The 21,844-nt window shown below is 51.5% G+C and carries 18 protein-coding genes; 10 read left to right on the top strand and 8 right to left on the bottom strand.

Translation table 11 applies throughout. The features are described from left to right. The first annotated feature begins 22 nt into the window (after window positions 1-22). From A0129_RS06645 to A0129_RS06635, 3 genes are read left to right on the top strand one after another with little or no spacing between them, the layout of a single operon-like run. Window positions 23-514, top strand: coding sequence for a group II truncated hemoglobin (locus A0129_RS06645; protein ID WP_291713536.1), 492 nt, complete (start codon window positions 23-25; stop codon window positions 512-514). A 4-nt stretch (window positions 515-518) separates the two neighbouring features. Further along, on the top strand, window positions 519-1,937 hold the full coding sequence (locus tag A0129_RS06640; RefSeq protein ID WP_291713534.1) for a DNA recombination protein RmuC: 1,419 nt from the start codon (window positions 519-521) through the stop codon (window positions 1,935-1,937). Next, on the top strand, window positions 1,909-2,991 hold the full coding sequence (locus A0129_RS06635) for an asparaginase domain-containing protein (protein ID WP_291713532.1): 1,083 nt from the start codon (window positions 1,909-1,911) through the stop codon (window positions 2,989-2,991). The genes A0129_RS06640 and A0129_RS06635 overlap by 29 nt, the downstream gene beginning before the upstream one ends. Window positions 2,992-2,999: 8 nt before the next feature. On the opposite strand, the gene A0129_RS06630 is transcribed toward A0129_RS06635, so the two are convergent. The 8 genes from A0129_RS06630 to moaA all read right to left on the bottom strand — a co-directional run bounded on the left by A0129_RS06630 (window position 3,000) and on the right by moaA (window position 13,850). Next, window positions 3,000-5,033: a TolC family protein gene (locus A0129_RS06630; RefSeq protein WP_291713531.1), complete on the bottom strand. Its 2,034-nt coding sequence runs from the start codon at window positions 5,031-5,033 to the stop codon at window positions 3,000-3,002. A gap of 23 nt (window positions 5,034-5,056) precedes the next feature. Continuing rightward, a complete protein-coding gene (locus tag A0129_RS06625) occupies window positions 5,057-6,268 on the bottom strand; it encodes an Ig-like domain-containing protein (RefSeq protein ID WP_291713529.1) in 1,212 nt (403 codons plus the stop codon). A gap of 139 nt (window positions 6,269-6,407) precedes the next feature. Beyond that, window positions 6,408-7,766: an HlyD family type I secretion periplasmic adaptor subunit gene (locus tag A0129_RS06620; protein WP_291713527.1), complete on the bottom strand. Its 1,359-nt coding sequence runs from the start codon at window positions 7,764-7,766 to the stop codon at window positions 6,408-6,410. Further along, window positions 7,763-9,892: an ATP-binding cassette domain-containing protein gene (locus tag A0129_RS06615; RefSeq protein ID WP_291713525.1), complete on the bottom strand. Its 2,130-nt coding sequence runs from the start codon at window positions 9,890-9,892 to the stop codon at window positions 7,763-7,765. Before A0129_RS06615 ends, A0129_RS06620 begins: the two co-directional genes overlap by 4 nt. A 100-nt stretch (window positions 9,893-9,992) precedes the next feature. Continuing rightward, window positions 9,993-11,237, bottom strand: a complete 1,245-nt coding sequence (glp, locus tag A0129_RS06610) for a gephyrin-like molybdotransferase Glp (RefSeq protein ID WP_291713523.1) — start codon at window positions 11,235-11,237, stop codon at window positions 9,993-9,995. Between the two features lie 15 nt (window positions 11,238-11,252). Next, window positions 11,253-11,846, bottom strand: coding sequence for a molybdenum cofactor guanylyltransferase MobA (mobA, locus tag A0129_RS06605; protein ID WP_291713521.1), 594 nt, complete (start codon window positions 11,844-11,846; stop codon window positions 11,253-11,255). Continuing rightward, complete coding sequence (locus A0129_RS06600; RefSeq protein ID WP_291713519.1) at window positions 11,843-12,712, bottom strand: formate dehydrogenase accessory sulfurtransferase FdhD; 870 nt, start codon at window positions 12,710-12,712, stop codon at window positions 11,843-11,845. Before A0129_RS06600 ends, mobA begins: the two co-directional genes overlap by 4 nt. 19 nt (window positions 12,713-12,731) lie before the next feature. Continuing rightward, window positions 12,732-13,850, bottom strand: a complete 1,119-nt coding sequence (gene moaA / locus A0129_RS06595; protein WP_291713517.1) for a GTP 3',8-cyclase MoaA — start codon at window positions 13,848-13,850, stop codon at window positions 12,732-12,734. A 120-nt stretch (window positions 13,851-13,970) separates the two neighbouring features. Between moaA and A0129_RS06590 the strand changes: the two genes are divergently transcribed. The 7 genes from A0129_RS06590 (at window position 13,971) to fdh3B (ending at window position 21,844) form a co-directional block, all read left to right on the top strand. Next, window positions 13,971-14,438 carry a DUF3305 domain-containing protein gene (locus tag A0129_RS06590; protein WP_291713515.1) on the top strand — a complete coding sequence of 156 codons (468 nt, stop codon included), beginning with the start codon at window positions 13,971-13,973 and terminating at the stop codon, window positions 14,436-14,438. A gap of 4 nt (window positions 14,439-14,442) precedes the next feature. Continuing rightward, a complete protein-coding gene (locus tag A0129_RS06585; protein WP_291713513.1) occupies window positions 14,443-15,105 on the top strand; it encodes a DUF3306 domain-containing protein in 663 nt (220 codons plus the stop codon). A gap of 182 nt (window positions 15,106-15,287) precedes the next feature. Then, window positions 15,288-17,405, top strand: coding sequence for a 4Fe-4S binding protein (locus A0129_RS06580; protein ID WP_291713511.1), 2,118 nt, complete (start codon window positions 15,288-15,290; stop codon window positions 17,403-17,405). Beyond that, window positions 17,402-18,028, top strand: coding sequence for a molecular chaperone TorD family protein (locus A0129_RS06575; RefSeq protein WP_291713509.1), 627 nt, complete (start codon window positions 17,402-17,404; stop codon window positions 18,026-18,028). The genes A0129_RS06580 and A0129_RS06575 overlap by 4 nt, the downstream gene beginning before the upstream one ends. 14 nt (window positions 18,029-18,042) lie before the next feature. After that, window positions 18,043-18,261, top strand: coding sequence for a twin-arginine translocation signal domain-containing protein (locus A0129_RS06570; RefSeq protein ID WP_008249079.1), 219 nt, complete (start codon window positions 18,043-18,045; stop codon window positions 18,259-18,261). Window positions 18,262-18,276: 15 nt separating this feature from the next. Then, window positions 18,277-21,216: a molybdopterin-dependent oxidoreductase gene (locus A0129_RS06565; RefSeq protein WP_291713507.1), complete on the top strand. Its 2,940-nt coding sequence runs from the start codon at window positions 18,277-18,279 to the stop codon at window positions 21,214-21,216. A gap of 25 nt (window positions 21,217-21,241) precedes the next feature. Continuing rightward, window positions 21,242-21,844, top strand: coding sequence for a formate dehydrogenase FDH3 subunit beta (gene fdh3B, locus A0129_RS06560; protein WP_291713505.1), 603 nt, complete (start codon window positions 21,242-21,244; stop codon window positions 21,842-21,844).

The raw sequence follows: 21,844 nt of genomic DNA, 5'->3' as shown, positions 1-21,844 counted from the left end.
CCATATTCTCACCGGCATCTCCATGAGCAACAACGATTCAACCAGTAACACCACCGGCAGCGACGCACAACCCAAGCCGCCGATTGTCTACTTTGGCAGTACGCCAGAGGAGCAGCAAGCTGGCGTGCGCAAGCTGGTTGATCTGTTCTACGACGAAATGGATCAAAATCCGAGTTTTGAGCGCATTCGCAAACTGCACCCGGTTCACCTGGACCACTCACGCGAAAAGTTTTACCTATTTTTGTCGGGCTGGCTGGGCGGCCCCGACCTGTATTCACCACAATTTGGCCACCCACGCTTGCGCATGCGTCACATGCCATTTCCAATTTCCAGTGAAGATCGCGACCAGTGGTTGCTGTGCATGGTGAACGCGCTGCGCGCCATGCAACTGCCCGAGAAAGTGATTGAAGGGCTTATGCTTTCCTTCTTCCGCACCGCAGACTGGATGCGCAACAAGCCCGATCCCGAAGGCAGCGCCAAGGGTTTGAACACTGTTTCGATCAAGGGCGAGTAAGTTGATGGACACACAATTGATATGGGCCGTGGTGGGCCTGCTGTTGCTGGTATTGATTGGCCTCGTGCTGGTGTATCGGAAAATGACTGTCGACAATTCGGCCGAGCTGGCTCAATTTCAAAGCCAAGTGTTGGCCAATCTGGATGAAGTCATGGATGCGCAGGCACAGCAGCGTTTTGTGTCCGAAGAATTGGGCAAGCAACTTCGTTTGCTCAACCAAGACATGGAGGCTCGCCAAAGCAAGCAATCTGAATTATTGACGCAAACTTTTGCACAGGCACGCACGGAAAGCCAGCAGGCCGCTCATGGTTTGCAGCAGGTTATCGTCGGGCAGTTCACGCAGGGCAATCAAATTCAGTCTGAAAAGCTGAATCAGTTCTCTGAAACACTTCATCGCACCAACACTTTGATCCAGGATCAGCTCACGCAAATTCGCTTGTCGGTTGAGCAGAAATTGAAAGACATTCAAGACGACAACGCCAGCAAGCTGGAGTTGATGCGCAAAACAGTGGATGAAAAACTGCATGCCACTCTTGAAACCCGCTTGGGCGAATCGTTCAAACAAGTGAGCGAACGCCTGGAGCAGGTCTACAAAGGTTTGGGCGAAATGCAATCCCTGGCCACCGGTGTGGGCGATTTAAAACGTGTGCTAACCAATGTGAAAACCAGGGGAACATGGGGCGAGGTACAGCTGCAGGCGTTGTTGGAGCAAATGCTGACACCCTCGCAATTTGGTCGCAACATCAAGCCGGTGCCAGGTAGCAACAACATTGTTGAATTCGCTGTGCGTTTACCCGGCAAAGAAGAAGAGCAACCGGTTTGGTTGCCCATCGATTCGAAGTTTCCCAAAGAACAATACGAGCGTTTGCTGGAGTGTTTTGATCGAGCCGATGCAGATGGCGTAGCGGCTGCATCAAAAGCGCTGGATATGGCCATTCGTGCCGAGGCAAAAACCATCGCCGAAAAATACCTGGCCCCGCCATACACTACCGATTTCGGTATTTTGTTTCTACCCACCGAGGGTTTGTATGCCGAAGTGGTCAAACGCCCTGGTTTGGTCGACGATTTACAACGATTGCACCGGGTGACTGTGGCTGGCCCAATTACCTTAACCACATTATTAAACGCCTTGCAGTTGGGCTTTAAAACACTGGCGCTTGAAAAACGTTCAAGCGAGGTGTGGACTGTGCTCAGCGCTGTTAAAACCGAATTCGGCAAGTTTGGCGACATACTTGCCAAAACACGTGACACGCTTGAGCGCGCTGCCAAAAATATCGAGCAGGCCGAAACACGTTCACGTGTTATGCAGCGAAAACTGAAGGGTGTTGATGAATTACCCGAAAAAGATGCGATCGATTTGCTTGGATTAAATGACGGCAAGGTGGACCCGCTGGATGATGACGATACGCCCACAAACGTTTGATTCTCTGCCTCAGGTCGCCTTGGTGGCCACGGGTGGAACCATTGCCGGTACGCTAGTCGAGGGTTCAGAAACCTGGGCCTATGAGTCGGCCCAGCGCAGCGGCGAAAGCCTCGTGATGGGCATACCTGGCCTGCTTCACCGTGCTAAGTGGCACTTTGAGCAGCCCTACAGCATCGGTAGTCAAGATCTTGAATTGGCCCACATGCTACAACTGCGTACCACGTTAGTTCGCCTGCTTCAGTCGCCAGACGTCGATGCCGTTTTGGTGACACATGGCACTGACACCATGGAAGACATGTTGTACTTCCTTTATTTGACACTCCCGGCCTCTCTCTTGACCAAGCCGTTGGTATTTACAGGGGCCATGCTGCCTTCGGATGCAGAGGACGCTGACGGACCCAGTAATCTGAGTGGTGCCCTCGATTTTGCTTTGCTCTCCTTGCCAGCGCACCTGTCCAATTGCGAAGTGCCATTTGGCCTGTTCATGCAAGGTTTGTTTACGCCTGCACAACATGTTGAGAAACAAAGTACAGCTGGTTTTGATGCGTTTGATGGTCCGTATACAGTGCGGCCCGATGTCAACTGGTTCGATAACCTCACGGCATTGAACCCTCCGGCCGATGTGGGAATGCTGGGTCAGTTTTCCAATTTGTTTGATGCGGGCACGCAAGCGCACCCATTGTTTGAGGCGATGGAGGTGCCCGTGGTGTTTTGCACACCGGGCAACGGGCCTTTGCGTCAATTGAATGATTTGCTGAATCGCAAACCTGCCTCGGTGGTGGTGGCTGCACCGGGGCATGGCAACATTCCAGAGGCCTGTGTGCCGGTGTTGCGTCGCTTGCTGTTAAATGGTGTCAGTGTGGTGCGTGCTAGCCGCGTGGCAGCAGGTGGTGTAGAGCAGGGGGGAGAGTTCAATGTGCTCGATGATTTCAGGGCGGATGGGACGCAAAAGGGGCTGGTGGGGGTCTATTCAGAATCGGGCAGTTTAAGCCTCTGCAAATGCGTGGTTTACGAACGGCTGCGAGTGTTGACCCACAGCCTGATTGGGCAATAACTGCCTATTTAATTGACCTTGGCATGAGCGAGATTCAGGTTTTTTCTGCCTTGGGTTTGTGCTGTGGTCACAGGCGTGTTTTGTTCCCGGATAATTTGCCAAATGCCTTTGTTTTCTTTCCAGGTCAGTACTTTTTTCGAGCGTTCTTGATAAAACTTTGCACGGTAATCTTGAACAAAGCTGATTTCGTACTCATCGGGTTTGTCAAAACTGGGTATCACTTGCAAGTCAGAAATTTCGATGTCGATTCCCTGTGCTTTTGAAATTCGATCACGTCGTTTGCTGACCCATGCTTCGTAGCTGCCCTCTTCGGGCTTGAAGTTTGGCGCGTAAAAGGCGATGTAACTGTTCAAGTCTTTGCTTTCCCAAGCCTTGGCCCATGCCTTGGTTTTGTCGATCAGGCTTTTGGAGACTTCCGCAGGGTCGCCAAATGCGGCCACCTGCTGGTTGGTTACGTCACCATTGGCGAGTTGGGCCAATTGAATTGGAGGCAAGTTGTTTGTGGCTTCCACTGACTTCAAGGCTTCATCGAATCCGATGTTGGGCAAATCGAAGTCTTCAAGATTGATCAAGCTGGCTGGACAACCCTCAGACTCAGCACCACTGAGCCGCTGTTCATCGTAGAACATTACATTGCGCTTGGTGGGTTCATCAGCGTTAATCAGCGCGTCCACTGCAAACAATGTGGTGAGCTGACCAGTGGCGCCGAGCAACTTCAGTTTGGAAACGCTCAAATCAGCTTCGATATTGATTAGGGCGCGCTGAGCCTGATAGTACTCATTCTCCGCACTCAGCAAATCGAGCAGGCTGCGTCGTCCCACCGCAAATTGTTGTTCATAGGCAGCTCGTGCTTTGGTAATTGCAGCTGCCTGTTCGCGAAAGTAATTCAGTTTTTTTTGCGAACTGATCACGTCAAAAAGTGCAGTTTGAGTCGATTGGCGAATGGCTCTGCAGATCACCAACTTGTCGTCCAGGCTGCGGAGTCGACGTTTGATCGCAGCGTTACGGGTTGCAGTGTCTGCACCACCTCGGTACAGGTTGATTGTGGCCAGCAAATCGATCGACGAGATTTGTCGTTCGTCGAATGTCGACAGGTAGTTGCTGTAAATGTCGGTTTTTGCACGCAAATCAAGTCGAGGATGAAAACCTTCACTGGCGGCGGTCACTTCCTGCTTGGCCGCGGTAAGTGCGGAATTAGAAGCCTTGAGTAGCGGGTGATTGTTCAGCGCGAACACCAGGCGTTCTCGGTTCTCGATTTCAAAGTTCGCATTCACAACATATTCCCCGACTTGATTGACTGGCCAAACTGTGTCGGTGATTCGTTGATAGTTGGCCATTGCAGAAAAGGTGTTTGCTTTTTCTGTGGCCAAATTGCCCAAAGCCAGCGTATATCGACTACGAGCCTGTTCAAGGTCAGATTGACGGGTCACACCACTTTTGACCTTTTCTTCAATCCGGTTCATCAGGTCCTGATGGTATTTCAAGTTGTCTTCTGACAGGCGAGTCAGTGCCTGGAAGCGGGATACATCAACATGCGCGCTAGAGGCTTCAAAGGCAACCTGATTGGCTTTGTTCAGATATCGGTAATAGCTTTGCATGGCTCCAGAGTGGGCTGCGAGGTAACGAGCCTGTGAGGCAAAACCGTTGTACAGGTTTTGGCGCGCTTCAATGCCATAGGAGTTCGCGTTGTAGGTGCGTGTGTCAGCATCCTCGATCCGGGTACGTTCGCGACCTGCGGAGCCCCGTGCATCGACAGTGGGTAGCAAAGTGCCGAACACCACGTTGGCTTCTTCCATTTGCGCCTCGAGTGCATGCACATCGGCATCCAGTGTCGGACTGTTTTGCAGGCCTTTAATTACACTTTGTTGCAAGGGATTTGGCGGATTGTTTTCAGTTGCTTGCGTCGCTGATTGGGCTGGCACCTCGGTTACAGCCTGGCTTTCCTGTGCCCAGGCGGCAGGGGCACTCAGGGTGAGCAAGGCAAGGAGCATGGCCGCAGGCAAGGTTTTCAGCGTGGGGTTTGGTGTGTTGCTTGTGTTCATGTTGGCTCGTTCGTTAAATTGCATCAGCAAACTACGGCAGCTTCTTCAGCCGGTGCGCAGGCTGAAGAGTCGAAACCACAGCTGCCAAAACCAGAAGCCCAGCCAGTTTTGCTTTGAATGTATTCGTTGGCTTGTTCCTGGGCTTGATCCAGATAGGTTTGTACCTTTTCCTGAACCGCTTCAACTACCGCATCGACTGTGTAGTGTTCAGACGAGTATTCATGGTCGTTCATCTTGGTATTGCCCGCGTAGTCGTTGCCATCGGTGTATTCGGTGCAGTCGGGGTAGCCGGTTGGGCAGTCGTTGTCGCTCACTGGCGTGTCGTCAGGCTCAACGTTCATGTACACATGGGCGGTGTCGGTCAGGCAGCTTTCATCGCCCAGGGTGTAGCTGATGACATCTTCCCCGCAAAAACCCTCGTTCGGTGTGTAGTGCAATTTGCCATCCCTGATTTCAACCGTGCCGTTCTCGGCGCTGGCCTCGGTGATTTTCAAATCACCGCAGCCTAGGTCGTTTTTCAGAACGTCCACAATTACCGGGCAATCCACCTTCGTGCTGGCGCAGTCATTAACCGCGTCAACCTCCGGGCAATCAGGATCTGTTTTGCACTCAGGCTCAGGTGTACATTCAGGTTCCGGTTTGCATTCGGGTTCTGGCTCGCAGTCCTCCTGTTCGTCCACAGGCGGGCAGGTGGGTGGCGTAGGGCATTCGCAGTCCTCTTCCTCATCCACAGGTGGGTCTACGGGTGGGGGTTCTTCATTTTCATCGACGGGCGTGGGTGGTGGTGTGTCCTTGCATTCCACGCTGGCTGGGCCTTCTTTTTCAACCACACGAACTGTGTTGACACCATTTTCGCCAACTTCACCATCCATGCTGGGCAGCGGGTCCTGGTTAATCCGCTCCACAACATAGCCTTCGCTCAGTTTGGGAAGATCCTCGGGTACATCGTTGTCCTGAGCACCCACGGTGATGTATTTGCGGATGACATCCTTCTCGGGTGGCGTGCCTGCGTCAAAGGGAACAATCTCACCGGTTTTTGGCTTGATCAGCCATTCCGTGGGTCCTTCAAGGGGACGAATCATTTCAGGTGCCGTAATTTGCCCGTCTGTAAAGGGTCCCAGTTGAACAACCACCTCAGTTTGCGGTTTGCGCTTTAAGGCCGGGCGCGGTTTTCTGGCCAAGCCAAGGGTACTGGGGTCGCATTCTTGGGCATTTACAACGGGCTTCTCGCTCATGGGTGTCCTCGGGTTCGATGTCATTGATAAGTGATCGAGTCGCGAGTTTGGTTCCAAATCACCTGTGTGCCAAACAGGTGATTGGGTCAGGATGAGTGAGAGTTAACTCTATGGAGTTATTGGGATGGCTGGTGTTGATTTACTGTTCAGTAAATGCCTGAATTGAGCCGCGTATGACAGGTTTGGTGAGATAGGACAATACCGTTCGATCTTCAGTTTCAATGCTGACATTGGCGACCATGCCAGGCATCAGACGAATTTTTTCATGTACTTTCAGGCGCGGCACTGTCACTTTCACACTGAAGTAAGGTCGGCCGAATTCATCGAGCAAACTGTCCGCAGAAATACTTTCTACAGTACCTTTAAGTGCGCCGTAAATGGAATAGTCATAGGCTGTGACTCGAATGTTGGCGCTTTGTTCAGGTCGAATGAATGCGATGTCTTTTGGGTTGATTCGTGTCTCGAAAACCAGCTGTTCATCAATTGGCACAATTTCGATCACCTCTTTTCCCGCAGGCACAACGGCACCCCGGGTGTTGTACAAAATACGTTGTACAAGGCCGTCCACCGGGGTTTTTAAGGTGGCCTGGTTCACCCTGTCGTTCAGTTCGATCTGGTTTTGCTCAAGGCTGGCCAAGCGTGCCTTGACTTCCGAGAGCTCGATGCGTGCTTCGTTGATTTGCTTTAATCGAATTTCTTCAATTTTCTGGCGGGCCTCACGAATGGCAGAGTACAGTCGGTTGGTTTGTGCATTGGCACCTTCATAGTCGCCTTTGGCCTTGGCTACATCGCGTTCAAGTCGCAGTACTTCAACCGGGGATACAGCGCCGCTTTTTAGCAGTGGCCGCATGCTGCTCAATTCTTGTTCCGATATTTCCAGATTCCGTTTGGCTGCAGTGGCGTTGCTTTGTGCTTCGTCGAGTTCGCGTTGCCGTTGGTCAAGCTGCTGTTCATAAATTTGCGTTTGTGCGGCCCATTCTTGCAGTTTGGTTTGTAGCAACTTGGATTCTTGCAGGTACAAATCGGGGTACTGCTGAATGAGTGGGGCAGGCAGGTTTAGCGTTGTGTTGTTAAGTTGTGCCATTAACCGGGCTTCTCGAAATTGAAACGAGGCGTCGATCGCTTCCTTTTCCTTGAGGCTTGATGAAAAACGCGTGATGTCAATTTGAACCAGTTTGTCACCAGCCTTCACCAGCTGACCTTCGCGGACAAACACCTGGTTGATCACGCCGCCGTCTACGGCTTGAATGACCTGTAATCGCTGCGAGGGAACCACACGTGCCTCGCCATGTGCAGCCTGGGGCACTGTTGCAATTGCAGACCACGCCAGCAGGGCCAGCAAGGTGAGGGCGCAGCCATGTACCAGGCGTTTGGTGAGCACTTGTTGTTCATGCCACAGCCTTGACTGGTCCAGCCCTGCAGTAGCCGGCATGTGATGTTCTTCATTCCGCCCGACAAGCCAGTCGACAATTCGCTGTGCGTGATGTTGAATTTTCATGGTTCAACCTGCTTTTTTTGTTTGTGTTGTGTGGCAAGTGCATTGGCTGCGTGCAGTACTTCAGGCTTGTTGCCCTGCGCGTGAATTTGCCCCTTGTGCATCAGTGCAAGGCTGCTGGCACAAGCCAATAGCCCAAGCTTGTGGGTGGTGAATACCAAAATGCTGTGTTCTGGCAGCTGCTGAAGGTGTTGCATCAGCTGGCTCTCCATGTGTTGATCAAGGCACACAGGGGATTCGTCCAGAAGTACCAATTGGGGTTGGCCCGCCAGCGCTCTGCACAGCGACACAGCCTGCTTTTGCCCTGAAGACAAGTTGTTGCCCTGGCTGTCAATTGCCATGTGAATGCCGTCCGGGTGTTGATCTACCCATTCTTTGAGCCCAAGTTGTTGCAGAATTTTCCAGCAGTTCTCAGTACTGATTTGCGGGCGCATGAAGCGAATGTTGTCGAGCAAACTGCCCTTGATCAGCACCGGGGGTTGGCTTGCATAACCCACTTTGGACTGAAATTCACTGCTGTGAAAATGTGCAATCGAAAGCTTGTTGACCGCCAGTTGGCCGTGATCGCATTTCAGTTGTTGGGCCAGCAGTTTGAGCAGGGAGGTTTTTCCAGAGCCTGTTGTACCGATGATTCCAAGCCGGTTTCCCGCGTGCAGTTGCAGGTTCACGGTGCGCAGTATGAAGTCAAAAGGTTGAGCAGTTTCACGGTTGCGGCCCGGTTTCAAAACGCTTGCAAATTCAAGTGCCATGGTGTCGATGCGTTCAAGTGCGGCGCGTTGCTCAGTGGTTTGGGTTTGTTGCGCTAAAAACCGGTCCAGTTCTTCGAAGCTGGCCTGGGCCGAATGGGTTTGTACCAGGTGGGCCTGTAATTTCTGGATGGGCGCAAAGCAGCGCATGGTGAGCATGGAGACTGCGATCAAGCCACCCACGGTGAGTTGTTTTTCAACAATGAAATAAACACCCAGCGCGATGGTCAGTACCCAACTGCCTTGTTGCAACAGGTGTATTCGTTGATTGATTAAAAACATTTGATCGCGAACTGCATTGCCGCTTAGCCGCGATTTAAGCTGAAGTTTGTTCAACAGTTTGCTGTGTGCTTGTTGAACGCCGTGTGCCTGAATGTTGTCCAGACAGGCCAGCGAGTCTAGCCATTGGCTTTGGGTTTCGCGGCTTTGCCGCATTTGTGTTTGCCCGAGCCGGGAAATTGTTCGGTGAGATGTGGCGATGAACAGCAAGGTGAGTCCAATTACTCCGCCCGAGATCAACAGGAAAAGGGGATGAATCAGGGCAATTACCGCCAGAAAAAGCAGCAGAAACGGCAGGTCAATCAGCGCAAGCAGAAACACGCCTGTAACCAATTCACGCAGTTGCTCGAACGAACGAAGGTGCTGCAAAAGCAGGGTTGGTTCGGTTTTGTGGATGGGCACATTCAAGAGTGATTTTGACAGGTGCATGGTGCAGCGGGTGTCGATGGAGGTTGCCGCAATTTCCATCAAGCGATGGCGCGCATGCTTTAAAGAATGCTCAAAACCCAGGCAAAGAAATACACCGAACAGCAATGCAATCATTGATGCATAGGCTTGGTTGGGAATGATGCGGTCATACACCTGTAGCGAGAACAGCGGGCCTGCCAGGGCCAGCAAGTTGATCAACAGAGAGGCATAGATCACCGGCTTGAAGCTTCCATTCTCAAAATCGAGTGCTTCTCGCAACCATTGGCTATCACGAAGCTGTTGCCAAAACTCAAACAGGCTTGACGGCGCTGGTTCGCTGCGGGTGCCTACAGTGGTTTGGGGGGCTTCAATTTGCAGGGCCCATTTCAAGGACGCTGGTGGGGAATTCGATGCAATCAGTTCTTCAAGCAAGTCACACTGGCCGTTGTGCAACATGGCCAGCGTGTGTGGACCAAGGTGTTTTATTTCACTGGTGGACACATTTTGAAACAGCTGCCGAGAAATATTGCAGGCTGATAGATAAGCCAACAATTGATTCAGTTCGGGGTCGTTTCCTGTCTCAGCCAAATTGGCTTGCAATGCCCATTGGCTGGGTAAAAACTCCAGCCCCATTTTCTCAAGTACGCTGCGCAGGGCGTGCTGTGTTGGTCTGATGGGGCGGGGATCTTGGAGCATGTCAGGGGCCGAAATTCAAGTGCGCCCATGGTAGCGCTTGAGTTTCGCCCTGAAAATCACTCACTTGGTTCACTCCCCTGAGTGGGGTGTGTGATTTTCGTCAGATCAAGCCTTCAAAGGGCAGTGCCAGCACGGTATCACCGGCTTTCAGGTCGCCTTGTTCGTGTTCAAGTACCAGCAAACCATCTGACTCCGACATGCTGCGCAAAATTCCGGATCCTTGTGAACCCGTGAGGTGGGCAACCAGAACACCATCTTCCATGACCAGACGAGCGCGCTGATACTCAGTCCGTCCTGGGCGCTTGCGAACGTTTTGGACGAGCTTCGCGGTCAGCATGGGAATTGGCAAGGGGTTGGCATTGGCCAGCTTGAAGAGGGCGTCGCGTACAAATGCATAAAAAGTCACCATGACTGCGACCGGGTTGCCAGGCAAGCCGAACAAGTAGGCGGAGTCGCCATTGGCTTTGTTGTGAATTTGACCAAAAGCCATTGGGCGACCTGGGCGCATGGCAATTTTCCAGAAATTCACGCTGCCCAGTTTTTCCATGACGTGCTTGGTGTAGTCCGCTTCACCCACAGAAACACCGCCCGAAGTCACGATTACATCGGCTTGTTCCATGGCCTGCAACATGGCTTGTTCAAGGGCTTCCGGGGAGTCGTGTACCACACCCATATCCAGCAATTCAATGAATCGCAGTCGGGTCAGCATGCCGTACAGTGTGTAGCGGTTGCTGTCATACACGCAGCCTTCATCCAGTGGCTGGCCAAGGGATCGCAATTCGTCGCCAGTGGAGAAAAAAGCAACCCGCAATTTTCTACGCACCGAAATTTCGGCAATACCCAGCGAGGCCAGCAAACCCAGGTCGGCGGGCCGAAGCACTTTGCCTGCGGGCAGGGCGGGTTTGCCAATCGTCAGGTCTTCACCGGCAAGCCTGCGGTTGTCGCCCGCTTTGACTGCACCTGGTGGAAAGCTGATGTGGTCACCACTGACAGTGGCATTTTCCTGCACCAGCACGGTGTCGCAGTTCTGGGGCATCACCGCACCAGTCATAATGCGTACACATTCACCAGGGGCGCAACTGCCATTGAACGCCTTACCCGCGTAAGCGGTACCAATCATTTTCAGTTCGGTAATCTCGGCGTTTTGTATGCAGTTGCCGTTGAAGGCGTAGCCATCCATCGCAGAGTTGTCGTGTGCGGGCACATTGATGGGGGACAACAAATCGGCAGCCAACACTTGGTCCAGCGCTTCGCGAATGGCGACGGTTCGGGTGCCTGTGATCGGCTTGAGAAGCGACAGAATTTTGATTCTTGCTTCTTCAACAGTTTGAAAATCAGTTTCCATGCTTTGCCTTGCTACTCAGGATTTTTGTTCGAGTTCTTTGAGTTCTTCGAGGGTGTTGACATTGTGAAAGGCTGCCTCATCGTCAAATTCAACCGCTTCATGTGGAATGTTGGCGTACCAGGCATCAATTTTTCGACCACCCTTGCGCAAAAATTCCTCCATGTTGGGCAACAGTTCGGTGCGCATCATGCAAAACACGGGATGGTGGCGGCCCTTTGTTGAAGCCACTGTCAGCATCAATCCCACGTTTTTCTCAAATGGTGCACTCAGTTTCTCAACCAGATTCAAAGGGAACATGGGCACATCGCAAGGCACGGTGACCAGGAAGGGCACCGTGGCATAGCTAAGTGCGGTTTGCATACCTGCAAGTGGGCCAGCAAAATCAGGTTGCTGATCGCAAATGACTGGTATACCAAACCCCTCATAGACACCAATGTTCCGGTTTGCATTGATTGTCATGCTGCCTACCTGTCCGCTTAATCGCATCATGGCATGCAATGCAAGCGGGGCATTCTTGAAATTACGAAGACCTTTGTCAACGCCGCCCATGCGGCGACCCATGCCACCGGCGAGAATTACGCCAGTGATGTCATCCAGTGAAATGCTCATGCCAATTGTGTATCAGTTAAGGTGTTGAATCGATGTGTGCCCGTGTAAAGCAAATAGTGTTTGCCTTGGCAGCGGCCCAGCATGGTTATATTTAATTTTTGAGCTATTTCATAGCCCATTTGTGTGAGGCCCGAGCGAGAGACAAGTACGGGAATACCCATTTGTGCGCACTTGATTACCATCTCGGAGGTTAATCTGCCGGTGGTGTAAAAAATTTTGTCCTCGCCAGTCATTCCATGCAGCCACATTTGACCTGCAATCGCATCGACTGCGTTGTGTCGCCCCACGTCTTCGACAAAAAGCAGAATTTCGCCGCGGTTTTCGCCACTGTTGGAACATAGCGCGCAACCGTGCACGGCGCCAGCATGTTTGTAAATTGATTCGTGTTTGCGTACATGGTCCATCACGCCATACAAAACGTCTTGTGAGAGGCTGTAGGCGTTGCTGAGCTGCACCTTGTCAAGGTCTTCCATCAAGTCGCCAAACACGGTTCCTTGTCCGCAACCCGATGTGGTTGTCTTCTTCTCTAACTTCTGCGCTTTTTCGGTGGTTTCCCAAATGGTTTGACCTGTATTTTTTAATACTGTTGAGGTGACAGCAACGCTCTCTGTTTCCCAGTCCACGTGAATTGCTGCGATTTCCGCGGGGTCGGACACCAGCCGTTGGTTGCGCAACCAACCCAGCGCTAAGGCCTCAGGTTGAGCACCCAAGGTCATGATGGTGAGTAATTCTTTTTTGTCGAAGTAGAGTGTGAGAGGGTGTTCACCAGAAATTTGAACGGGTATTTGCTCGCCACGTTCATTGATAGCCGTAATTTCAACGGTGCTCGGTATGCTTGCATGAGTAGTATGTATGTGTGCTGCCATAACTTGTATCACTGATTCCTCAGCCGCCGATATACGACATTTCAATTCTATCTTTGGGCTGTGTGGTGTTTTCAGTCCGAATTTCGCTGTATCGGTCGGCCCGAACTGACCACAAATTTCTGATTGCGTGACTCAGTTGCTGTTTAATCGATTCGGGCTGGGTGTTCGAACGAATCAAGGGCTTTAAGTCGTGCCCCTTGCTTGCAAACAGACAGGTATAAAGCTTGCCTTCAGTGGACAAACGGATGCGGGTGCAGTCTTTGCAGAATGCTTGTGTTACCGATGAAATTACACCGATTTCACCTGTGCCATCGCTGTATTTCCAGCGTTCGGCCACTTCACCGGTGTAGTTGGCATCCAGCATTTGCAATTGCGACACCTGTTGGGAAATCATGTTGATGATGCGCGCCGATGGCACTACTTCGTCCATTTTCCAGCCATTGCTGCTGCCAACGTCCATATACTCAATAAACCGAAGGATATGGGGTGTGCCTTTAAAATGTCTGGCCATGGGTAGCACTTGCCCGTCATTCATGCCACCTTTCACAACCATGTTGACTTTGATCGGGCCCAGGCCAGCCTCATGGGCAGCCTCAATGCCGTCAAGTACTTCGTTGACCGAAAAATCTACATCGTTCATGGCTTTGAAAACGGCGTCGTCGATTGCATCCAAACTTACTGTGACGCGATTTAAACCTGCCTCTTTCAGAATTTTCGATTTTTTGCGAAGCAGCGTGCCATTTGTAGTGAGTGTAATTTCGACTGGTTTTCCGCCCGGTGTGCGCAGGCGTGCCAATTGTTCAATGAGAATCTCGATGTTTTTCCTGAGCAGGGGCTCTCCGCCTGTAAGGCGAATTTTTTCAACCCCCAGTGCTACGAATTCACGGGCAACCTGTTCGATTTCTTCAAAGCTGAGCAAGTCTTTGTGCGGCAAGAACTGGTAGTTTTTGTCGAAAATCGACTTGGGCATGCAGTACACGCAACGAAAGTTGCAGCGATCCGTGACAGAAATACGCAAGTCGTGAAGCCTGCGATTGAAATGATCTTTTGCGGGTACTTCACTGTTTTGCGGCGCGCTGAAATTCAGGGGAATTACGCGCGAATTGTCCTGGACCAGTTGAATAACTCGGTCTGTCATCGTTCAATCCCTCGCCCCATGGGGCAAACTCCTATTGTGATACTTGTGGTGTATCTTCTAATCTGATAACCATGAATTGTGCCCGTACTGACGGGCACCGGCAACTCGCAGAGGTGTTTTTTGAGCGCAAAATTTTTGGTGCTGGGTGAGCTGGCCATTAACGTGAAAATCGGAAAGGTGATGCAGAAATCGCCATGGCAGCCGTTCCGCTGGCAAGTGCTCGAGATGGGTCCTGCTGATATATCTATGTCACAGGGCCCTGATGAGTTGGTGCAAACTGTGAAAGCAGAGGTGTATCAAGATCAGTTACAGGGTTATTTTTTGAATCTGGACACCGAGATTCCTTACATATTTTTTTGCGTACGCTATCCAGAGGACGACAAAACACGAATGCCCTCTGTATTTGAAGCCACTTTGAGCTATGACGAGGCTGCACGCTGGATGGATTCGAATGAGGAAGTACAAACTTTGCCGTTGCCAGCTCCTGTAGCCAGCTGGCTAGCGGAGCTGGTTCAGGCGAAATATCAGCCTGAAACCAAGCAACGCAGGCGCCCGCAGTCCTTTGTAAAGCCAGGGGAGCGTAGGTAAAGCAATGAGCGACAATTTTTTGAGTAGATGGTCCAAACGAAAGCTGGAAGCCAAGGAGCAGGAAAAGCAAGCTGAAACTTTGCGTGATCTGCCCGAGCAATTGACCGAACAGCCAATTGCGATGCAATTGTCCGCAACGACTGAGGTTGATGGCAGCCCAGCTGCGGAGGCTGTAAACCCCGAACTGCCTTTACCCACCGAAGCTGATTTGCAGGCTGTGGAGAAGGGGGGCGATATCAAAGCCTTCATGGTAGACAAAGTCTCGGCCGAGTTAAAAAACAAGGCTTTTAAGGCGTTGTTCTCACGCCCTGAGTTCAATGTCATGGATGGACTGGATATCTACATTGATGATTACAACAAGTTCACGCCATTGAGTCAGGAAGACATTGCCAAGATGGCTCTTTCTAAGCAGCTGCTGAGTCGACCGGATCTCGAGGTACCAAAGATAGATGACATCAGGGAAGGCTTTAGTGTGTTGACAGATACGGTAACTGAGGTAGTTGAAAACCCATCTCCTGTATTAGACAAGGCTGACGGTGAAATGCTCTCCAATGAGATATCTTCAGAAACACCAGTGGATCCGAGGGTAATCCCTAATGGGTCGCAAGTTGTTGATTCTAAAGAACTACCGGCAGAACGCTCGTTTGAAAGTTCTTCAAAAAAATGATCTTCATTTGGTACATTTTGACGTATCGCTTGTCCAAGTCGATACAGACAAAATGCACCACCTGTCCTCTTTGTATACAAGAAGGTATTTCTAGCCCAATGATTTTAAATAAGAAAAATTACAAGGGTAATCTGGCACAAGTTTTGCAATTAATTGCTAAATAAACAAAATAAAAGTATCAGATGACCAACTCGGATGTGTTTGTGTGTGGTTGCCAGGGAAGCGGCGAGACGATCGACAAAGCGTTGAAGAACGTGAGCGTTGACGGCGTGCGCTTTTTGTCTGCTCAGCGCGCCTGTCGCGACGGGATTACCACCGTGCTGGATACCCAAAACCACACCGCTGGGGCTCGTTGCTTTGTGGGTTGTACCCAAGAGCAGGCGGTATTTGAATCTGTCGCTGAATCGTCCTCAAGCACGAAAATCATTGAATTCGTTAATTTACGCGGCTTGCTGCGTGGGCAACCGGCTGCCCAAAATCAGCCAGAGGTTGCGGCGACGGTCGCTGCATTGGCGGCGTATGAAACCGAATTTCAAGTCGAACCAGTTCCAGCTGTCTTGTTCAAGTCCCAAGGACGGGTGGCCATGGTGGCTCAAAGTGACAAGCAGCTTCATCATGCTCAAACTTTGGCTAACAACCTCACGGTCGACCTTCTGATTGCAGATGCAGCAGGCATGGTGTTGCCTGCAAAGCGTGATTTAAACGTTCTGGCATTGTCTGTGGAATCGATTGAAGGTTATTTGGGTGCCTTTACTCTGAGTACCCGCAAGACCAATCCAGTGGACATGGAGTTGTGCACGCGATGTGGTGCATGCGTTGATGTTTGTCCCACCAAATCGATTTCCAGAGATTCCTTCTCGATCGATTTGAGCAGCTGCGACCAAAGTGGTGCCTGTATTAAGGCCTGTGGTGAGTTCAAGGCAATTTCATTTTCTGACATGACGGCGACTACGGCGCGTGAATATGACATGGTGATTGACTGCACTATGCCAGGTCTTTTCGCCGACCGTCAGGCACCCCTTGGTTACTGGCATGTGGGTGATAGCGATCAGCTTTTGCTGGAAGCAATGCTTGATGCGGTTCAAACCGTGGGTGAGTTTGAAAAACCCAAGTTTTTTGAGTACAAATCGAGCATTTGCGCACACAGCCGCTCTAACAAAGAGGGTTGTCATAATTGCATCGACGCGTGCAGTACAAAGGCAATCAAGTCTGCAGGTGAAAAAATTGAAGTAAACCCGCACCTTTGTCTGGGTTGCGGTGCATGTACTACTGTATGCCCAACTGGGGCGATTCAGTTTGCTTTAAATCCGGTAACGGCGCAGGGTCGGGCCATTAAAACAGCAATCAAAGCGTTTCGTGCCAACCACGGAAAAAAACTGGAACTGGTGTTTCACGGTCCAGACCTTGAGCACAATTGGCTTGAGTCCGCCAAGAAAATGGGTGTCGTCAACTCAAGCAAATCAGCGCCCTCTGATTTCAGTTTGTTGCCAATTGAATTGAACCACAGCGCCAGTGTCGGGCCCGATTTGTGGTTGTCTGCTCTGGCCTTTGGTGCGGACAGAATCACGGTGTTGCAATCGGCCACTGAAGCAGGGCACTACGGCGAACCTCTAGATGCGCAAATGGGCTGGGTCAATACCTTGCTCGAGGCCATTGGCTTGGGTCGTCGTGTTCGCTTGCTGACAATAGATCAAACTGCCAAGTTATTCGAGCTTACGGACCTTGGTGCCTCTGCTGTAGAGCCAGCCAGCTTCGAACTGTCTTCCAACAAACGCACCCGCATGGAATTCGCGGTGGATCATCTGGTTGAACACGCGCAAAAAAATGCTGGCTTTAGCTTCTCCGAGCCAATTACTTTGCCTGCGGCTGCCCCTTTTGGAGCGGTGTTGGTGAATAAGGACAAATGCACTTTGTGCATGAGTTGCACCAGTGCGTGTCCTTCGTCTGCTTTGATTGACAACCCAGAGATGCCGCAGCTGCGCTTCATTGAGCGCAACTGCGTGCAATGTGGTTTGTGCGTTGAAACATGCCCTGAAAATGCCATGCAGTTGATGCCTCAATTGCTGTTGGGCCCCGCTGCACGTGAAAAACGTGTGTTGAACGAATCCCAGCCATTTCATTGCATCAGCTGTGGAAAGGCCTTCGGTACCAAGCACATGATCGACAACATGTTCGCCAAGCTCAGCCAGCACAGCATGTTCGAGCGCAATGCAAACCGATTGAAAATGTGCGCGGATTGTAGGGTAACCGACATGTACAGCGCTAAAGACGAGATGACTATTTTTGAGGTGAAAAAATGAACACCCAGACTCAACAGGACGACAACTTGATCGCCGGTGAGGACTGGGCTCGTGCCGACTTTTACGGCTTGTTGTCTCAGTTGTTTTCCGGAAACGTGAGCGATGAGTTTTTGGCTCGTTTTCGAGAAATCGACCGCGAATCGCTCGATATTACTACCCCTCTGGGTTTTGAGTTTTCGGAGTTGCTCCGCGTGGTTGGGCAATTTGACAGCAAGAGAATCAATCAGGAGTTTGTCGACAACTTTATTGGTGTCGGACGCCCAGAAGTCATGTTGTACGGCTCGTATTACATGGCAGGTTTTTTAAACGAGAAACCCTTGATTGTTTTGCGCGACGATTTGGCCAAGTTTGGGCTAACACGGGACGAAGCATTGGTGGAGACAGAGGATCACATTGCTTTTCTTTGTGAGGTGATGCGCTACCTGATTTTGGCGGACGACCCGCCCGTGTCGTTCGCTGAGCAGCGTGCCTTTTTTCAGACCCACATGGCGAGTTGGTATGGTCGAATGGTCGACGACATAGAGGCCGCAAATAATACCGATTTTTACAAAACTGTGGGTCGTTTGGCCCGCGTGTTCTTTGATGTTGAAACACAGTCTTTCGATTTTGAAAGTGCCGTTTGATTGGAGGTGATGAGATGACCAAGAAAATGATAAATCAAGACAAACCCAAACTAGCAAGACGCCAGTTTCTGGTGGGTGCTGGCGCGGGTGTCGCTGCCGCTGGTGCTGCATTGGTAGTCAGCAAACAACCTGAAGTGGCTGAACAGGCCGCTGCCGCAGGCACTGAGAAAAAATCGAAGGGTTATCAGCTCTCTGAGCATGTGAAAACCTATTACAGAACCTTGCTGGTGTAAATCAAGGAGACCAGGATGTTAAAGAGAAGAGACGAAAAGACAGTGGCCAAAGTGATTCCCAATCACAACCACAGTTTGCTCAATAAAATTGGGTCACGCTTGGGCGCCACCATGGATCGCCGTGCATTCCTGAAGCGCTCCGGTATCGGTGTGGGTGCAGGTGCGGTAGCGGGCAGTTTGCCATTTGGCATGGTGCGCAAGGCTGAAGCTGCCGCTGAGGGCGGCACTGCTGGAGGCCCTATCGAGATTAAGCGAACAATTTGTACGCACTGCTCTGTGGGTTGTGCCACCGACGCGGTTGTTCAAAACGGTGTTTGGGTTCGGCAGAACCCTGTATTTGAAAGTCCGATCAACCTAGGCGCACACTGCGCCAAGGGTGCGGCCTTGCGCGAACACGGTCACGGTGAATATCGCCTGAAATACCCCATGAAGCTGGTCAACGGCAAATACCAGAAGATCACTTGGGACGAGGCCCTGGACGGTATCACCAAGAAAATGTTGGCGCTGCGTGAAGAAAACGGTCCAGATTCCGTGTTTTTCATCGGTTCTTCCAAGCACAACAACGAACAGGCTTATTTGCTGCGCAAATGGGTGTCCATGTGGGGCACCAACAACACCGATCACCAAGCTCGCATTTGCCACTCCACCACAGTGGCTGGCGTCGCAAACACTTGGGGTTACGGCGCAATGACCAACTCCTACAACGACATGCAAAACACGAAGTGTGCGTTGTACATCGGTTCAAACGCTGCTGAAGCTCACCCTGTGTCTGTATTGCATATGCTGCATGCCAAGGAAACTGGCGCAAAAATGATCGTGGTTGATCCGCGTTTCACTCGAACCGCTGCGCGCGCTGACGAATATGTTCGCATTCGTTCCGGTTCAGACATTCCTTTCCTGTTTGGTTTGTTGCACCACATCTTCAAGAATGGTTGGGAAGACAAAAAGTACATCAATGACCGCGTGTATGGCATGGACCAGATCAAGGCCGATGTAATGGCCAACTGGACTCCTGACAAGGTTGAAGAAGCCTGCGGTGTTGGCGAAGCGCAAATGTACAAAGTGGCTGAGATGATGGCCAAAAATCGTCCAAGCACGTTGGTGTGGTGTATGGGGCAAACTCAGCACTCTATCGGTAATGCCATGGTTCGCGCCTCTTGTATCGTGCAATTGGCATTGGGCAACATTGGTGTATCTGGCGGCGGTGCAAATATTTTCCGCGGACACGACAACGTTCAGGGTGCTACCGACGTAGGTCCAAACCCAGACTCATTGCCTGGTTACTACGGTGTTGCGGAAGGTTCGTGGAAACACTGGTGCCGTGTTTGGGGAGTGGATTACGAATGGATCAAGAGCCGTTACGCCGAGGGTATGTCAACTAAAGCGGGTATGACGGTGTCTCGCTGGGTTGATGGTGTACTTGAAAATCCAGAGCTGATTGATCAAAAGGCCGGTAACCTGCGTGGTTTGTTCTTCTGGGGCCACGCACCAAACTCACAAACCCGTGGTTTGGACATGAAGAAAGCCATGGACAAGCTTGACTTGCTCGTGGTGATCGATCCTTATCCGTCAGCAACTGCCTCCATGGCGGCCATGCCAGGTGATCCGGCTGGTTTGAATCCAAACCGCGAGGTATACCTGCTGCCTGCTGCAACACAGTTCGAGTGTTCTGGTTCCTGTACGGCTTCCAACCGTTCGCTGCAGTGGCGTGAAAAGGTGATCGAACCCATGTTCGATAGCCGCACAGACCACATGATCATGTATCAGTTGGCCGAAAAGCTGGGCTTTGCGGATGAGTTCAGCCGTTCACACACTCTGGTGAAAGGCAAGGGTGGCATGATGGAACCCGAAATGGAATCCGTCTTGAAAGAAATCAACAAAGGCACATGGACTATCGGTTACACCGGACAAAGCCCAGAGCGCTTGAAGTTGCACATGAAAAACATGCACACTTTCAACGTGCGTACATTAAAGGCGGAAGGCGGTCCTTGTGACGGGGACTACTTCGGTTTGCCATGGCCATGTTACGGTACAGCCGATATCAAGCACCCAGGATCGCCCAATCTGTACTCGACCGAGAAATCAGTGATGGACGGTGGAGGTAACTTCCGCGCCAACTTTGGTGTTGAGAAAGACGGTGTCAATTTGTTGGCTGAAGCTGGCTCACACCCAGTGGGTGCCGAGATTACTACTGGTCACCCTGAATTCACCGCAGACATGCTCAAACAGTTGGGCTGGTGGGATGACCTGACCGAAGCCGAGAAGGCCGAAGCCGAAGGCAAGAACTGGAAAACCGATCTTTCTGGCGGTATCCAGCGCGTAGCCATGAAGCACGGTTGCCACCCATTCGGTAACGCCAAGGCGCGCGCCGTGGTGTGGAACTTCCCTGATCCAGTGCCAAAGCACCGTGAACCAATTTACTCAACCAAGCCAGATTTGGTGGCCAAGTACCCAACTCACGATGACAAGGCCAGTTTCTGGCGCTTGCCAACGTTGTACAAGTCAATTCAAGAGAAGAACGCCGACATTGGCAAGTCCTTCCCATTGATCATGACTTCAGGTCGACTGGTGGAATACGAAGGTGGTGGTGAGGAGACTCGTTCCAACCCATGGCTGGCTGAACTTCAGCAAAACATGTTTGTTGAAATCAACCCCAAGGCAGCGAACGATCGTGGCATCAAGCATGGTGATCAGGTCCGTGTGATGACCCCGACTGGCGCGAAGATTCAGGTGCAAGCCTTAGTCACACGTCGTGTGGGCGAAGACACGGTGTTCTTGCCATTCCACTTCTCTGGACACTGGGAAGGAAAAGACCTTCTGCAGTACTACCCAGAAGGTGCGGCGCCTGTGGTTCGTGGTGAAGCAGCGAACACTGCAACCACATACGGCTACGACAGCGTAACCATGATGCAGGAAACGAAGACCACTGTTTGCCAGATTGAAAAGCTGGTTTGAGCACTAATGCAAAGGAGATAAGAAAATGGCACGTATGAAGTTTCTGTGTGATGCCGAGCGTTGCATTGAGTGCAATGGCTGCGTCACCGCATGTAAAAACGAGCACGAGGTAGAGTGGGGCATTAACCGCCGCCGCGTGGTAACCATCAACGACGGCGAACCGGGCGAGCGCTCAATCTCCGTGGCCTGTATGCACTGTTCAGACGCGCCTTGCCAGGCCGTTTGCCCCGTGAACTGCTTCTACAAGACCGACGAAGGTGTTGTATTGCACGACAAGGATCTGTGTATCGGCTGCGGATACTGTTTCTACGCATGTCCTTTCGGTGCGCCACAATTCCCTCAGGAAGGTGCGTTCGGTCAACGCGGCAAAATGGACAAGTGCACATTCTGTGCGGGTGGTCCGGAAGAAGACGCATCTCAGGCCGAGTTCGAGAAATATGGCCGTAACCGTTTGGCTGAAGGCAAATTGCCGCTGTGCGCCGAAATGTGTTCAACCAAGGCATTGTTGGCAGGTGACGGCGACGTGGTTTCCGACATCTTCCGCAATCGCGTAGTTGTTCGAGGCAAGGGTGCAGAGGTATGGGGCTGGAGTTCAGCTTATGGTCAACCCGCCAAGGAGGGCGCGTAA

It is taken from the genome of Limnobacter sp. CACIAM 66H1 (genome assembly GCF_001601825.1).
Taxonomy (GTDB): domain Bacteria; phylum Pseudomonadota; class Gammaproteobacteria; order Burkholderiales; family Burkholderiaceae_B; genus Limnobacter.
Note: the sequence above shows the minus strand (reverse complement) of the source record. Positions and strands in the feature narration are given on the sequence as shown.

Bases quoted from the DNA above. Each gene is read 5' to 3' on its own strand.
- A0129_RS06580 (WP_291713511.1), top strand. From the start codon at position 15,288: ATGACCAACTCGGATGTGTTTGTGTGTGGTTGCCAGGGAAGCGGCGAG.
- A0129_RS06640 (WP_291713534.1), top strand. From the start codon at position 519: ATGGACACACAATTGATATGGGCCGTGGTGGGCCTGCTGTTGCTGGTA.
- fdh3B (WP_291713505.1), top strand. From the start codon at position 21,242: ATGGCACGTATGAAGTTTCTGTGTGATGCCGAGCGTTGCATTGAGTGC.
- A0129_RS06620 (WP_291713527.1), bottom strand. From the start codon at position 7,766: ATGAAAATTCAACATCACGCACAGCGAATTGTCGACTGGCTTGTCGGG.
- moaA (WP_291713517.1), bottom strand. From the start codon at position 13,850: ATGACAGACCGAGTTATTCAACTGGTCCAGGACAATTCGCGCGTAATT.
- A0129_RS06565 (WP_291713507.1), top strand. From the start codon at position 18,277: ATGTTAAAGAGAAGAGACGAAAAGACAGTGGCCAAAGTGATTCCCAAT.
- A0129_RS06575 (WP_291713509.1), top strand. From the start codon at position 17,402: ATGAACACCCAGACTCAACAGGACGACAACTTGATCGCCGGTGAGGAC.
- A0129_RS06645 (WP_291713536.1), top strand. From the start codon at position 23: ATGAGCAACAACGATTCAACCAGTAACACCACCGGCAGCGACGCACAA.
- A0129_RS06630 (WP_291713531.1), bottom strand. From the start codon at position 5,033: ATGAACACAAGCAACACACCAAACCCCACGCTGAAAACCTTGCCTGCG.
- A0129_RS06585 (WP_291713513.1), top strand. From the start codon at position 14,443: ATGAGCGACAATTTTTTGAGTAGATGGTCCAAACGAAAGCTGGAAGCC.
- A0129_RS06615 (WP_291713525.1), bottom strand. From the start codon at position 9,892: ATGCTCCAAGATCCCCGCCCCATCAGACCAACACAGCACGCCCTGCGC.
- A0129_RS06625 (WP_291713529.1), bottom strand. From the start codon at position 6,268: ATGAGCGAGAAGCCCGTTGTAAATGCCCAAGAATGCGACCCCAGTACC.
- A0129_RS06570 (WP_008249079.1), top strand. From the start codon at position 18,043: ATGACCAAGAAAATGATAAATCAAGACAAACCCAAACTAGCAAGACGC.
- A0129_RS06635 (WP_291713532.1), top strand. From the start codon at position 1,909: ATGATGACGATACGCCCACAAACGTTTGATTCTCTGCCTCAGGTCGCC.
- A0129_RS06600 (WP_291713519.1), bottom strand. From the start codon at position 12,712: ATGGCAGCACACATACATACTACTCATGCAAGCATACCGAGCACCGTT.
- mobA (WP_291713521.1), bottom strand. From the start codon at position 11,846: ATGAGCATTTCACTGGATGACATCACTGGCGTAATTCTCGCCGGTGGC.
- glp (WP_291713523.1), bottom strand. From the start codon at position 11,237: ATGGAAACTGATTTTCAAACTGTTGAAGAAGCAAGAATCAAAATTCTG.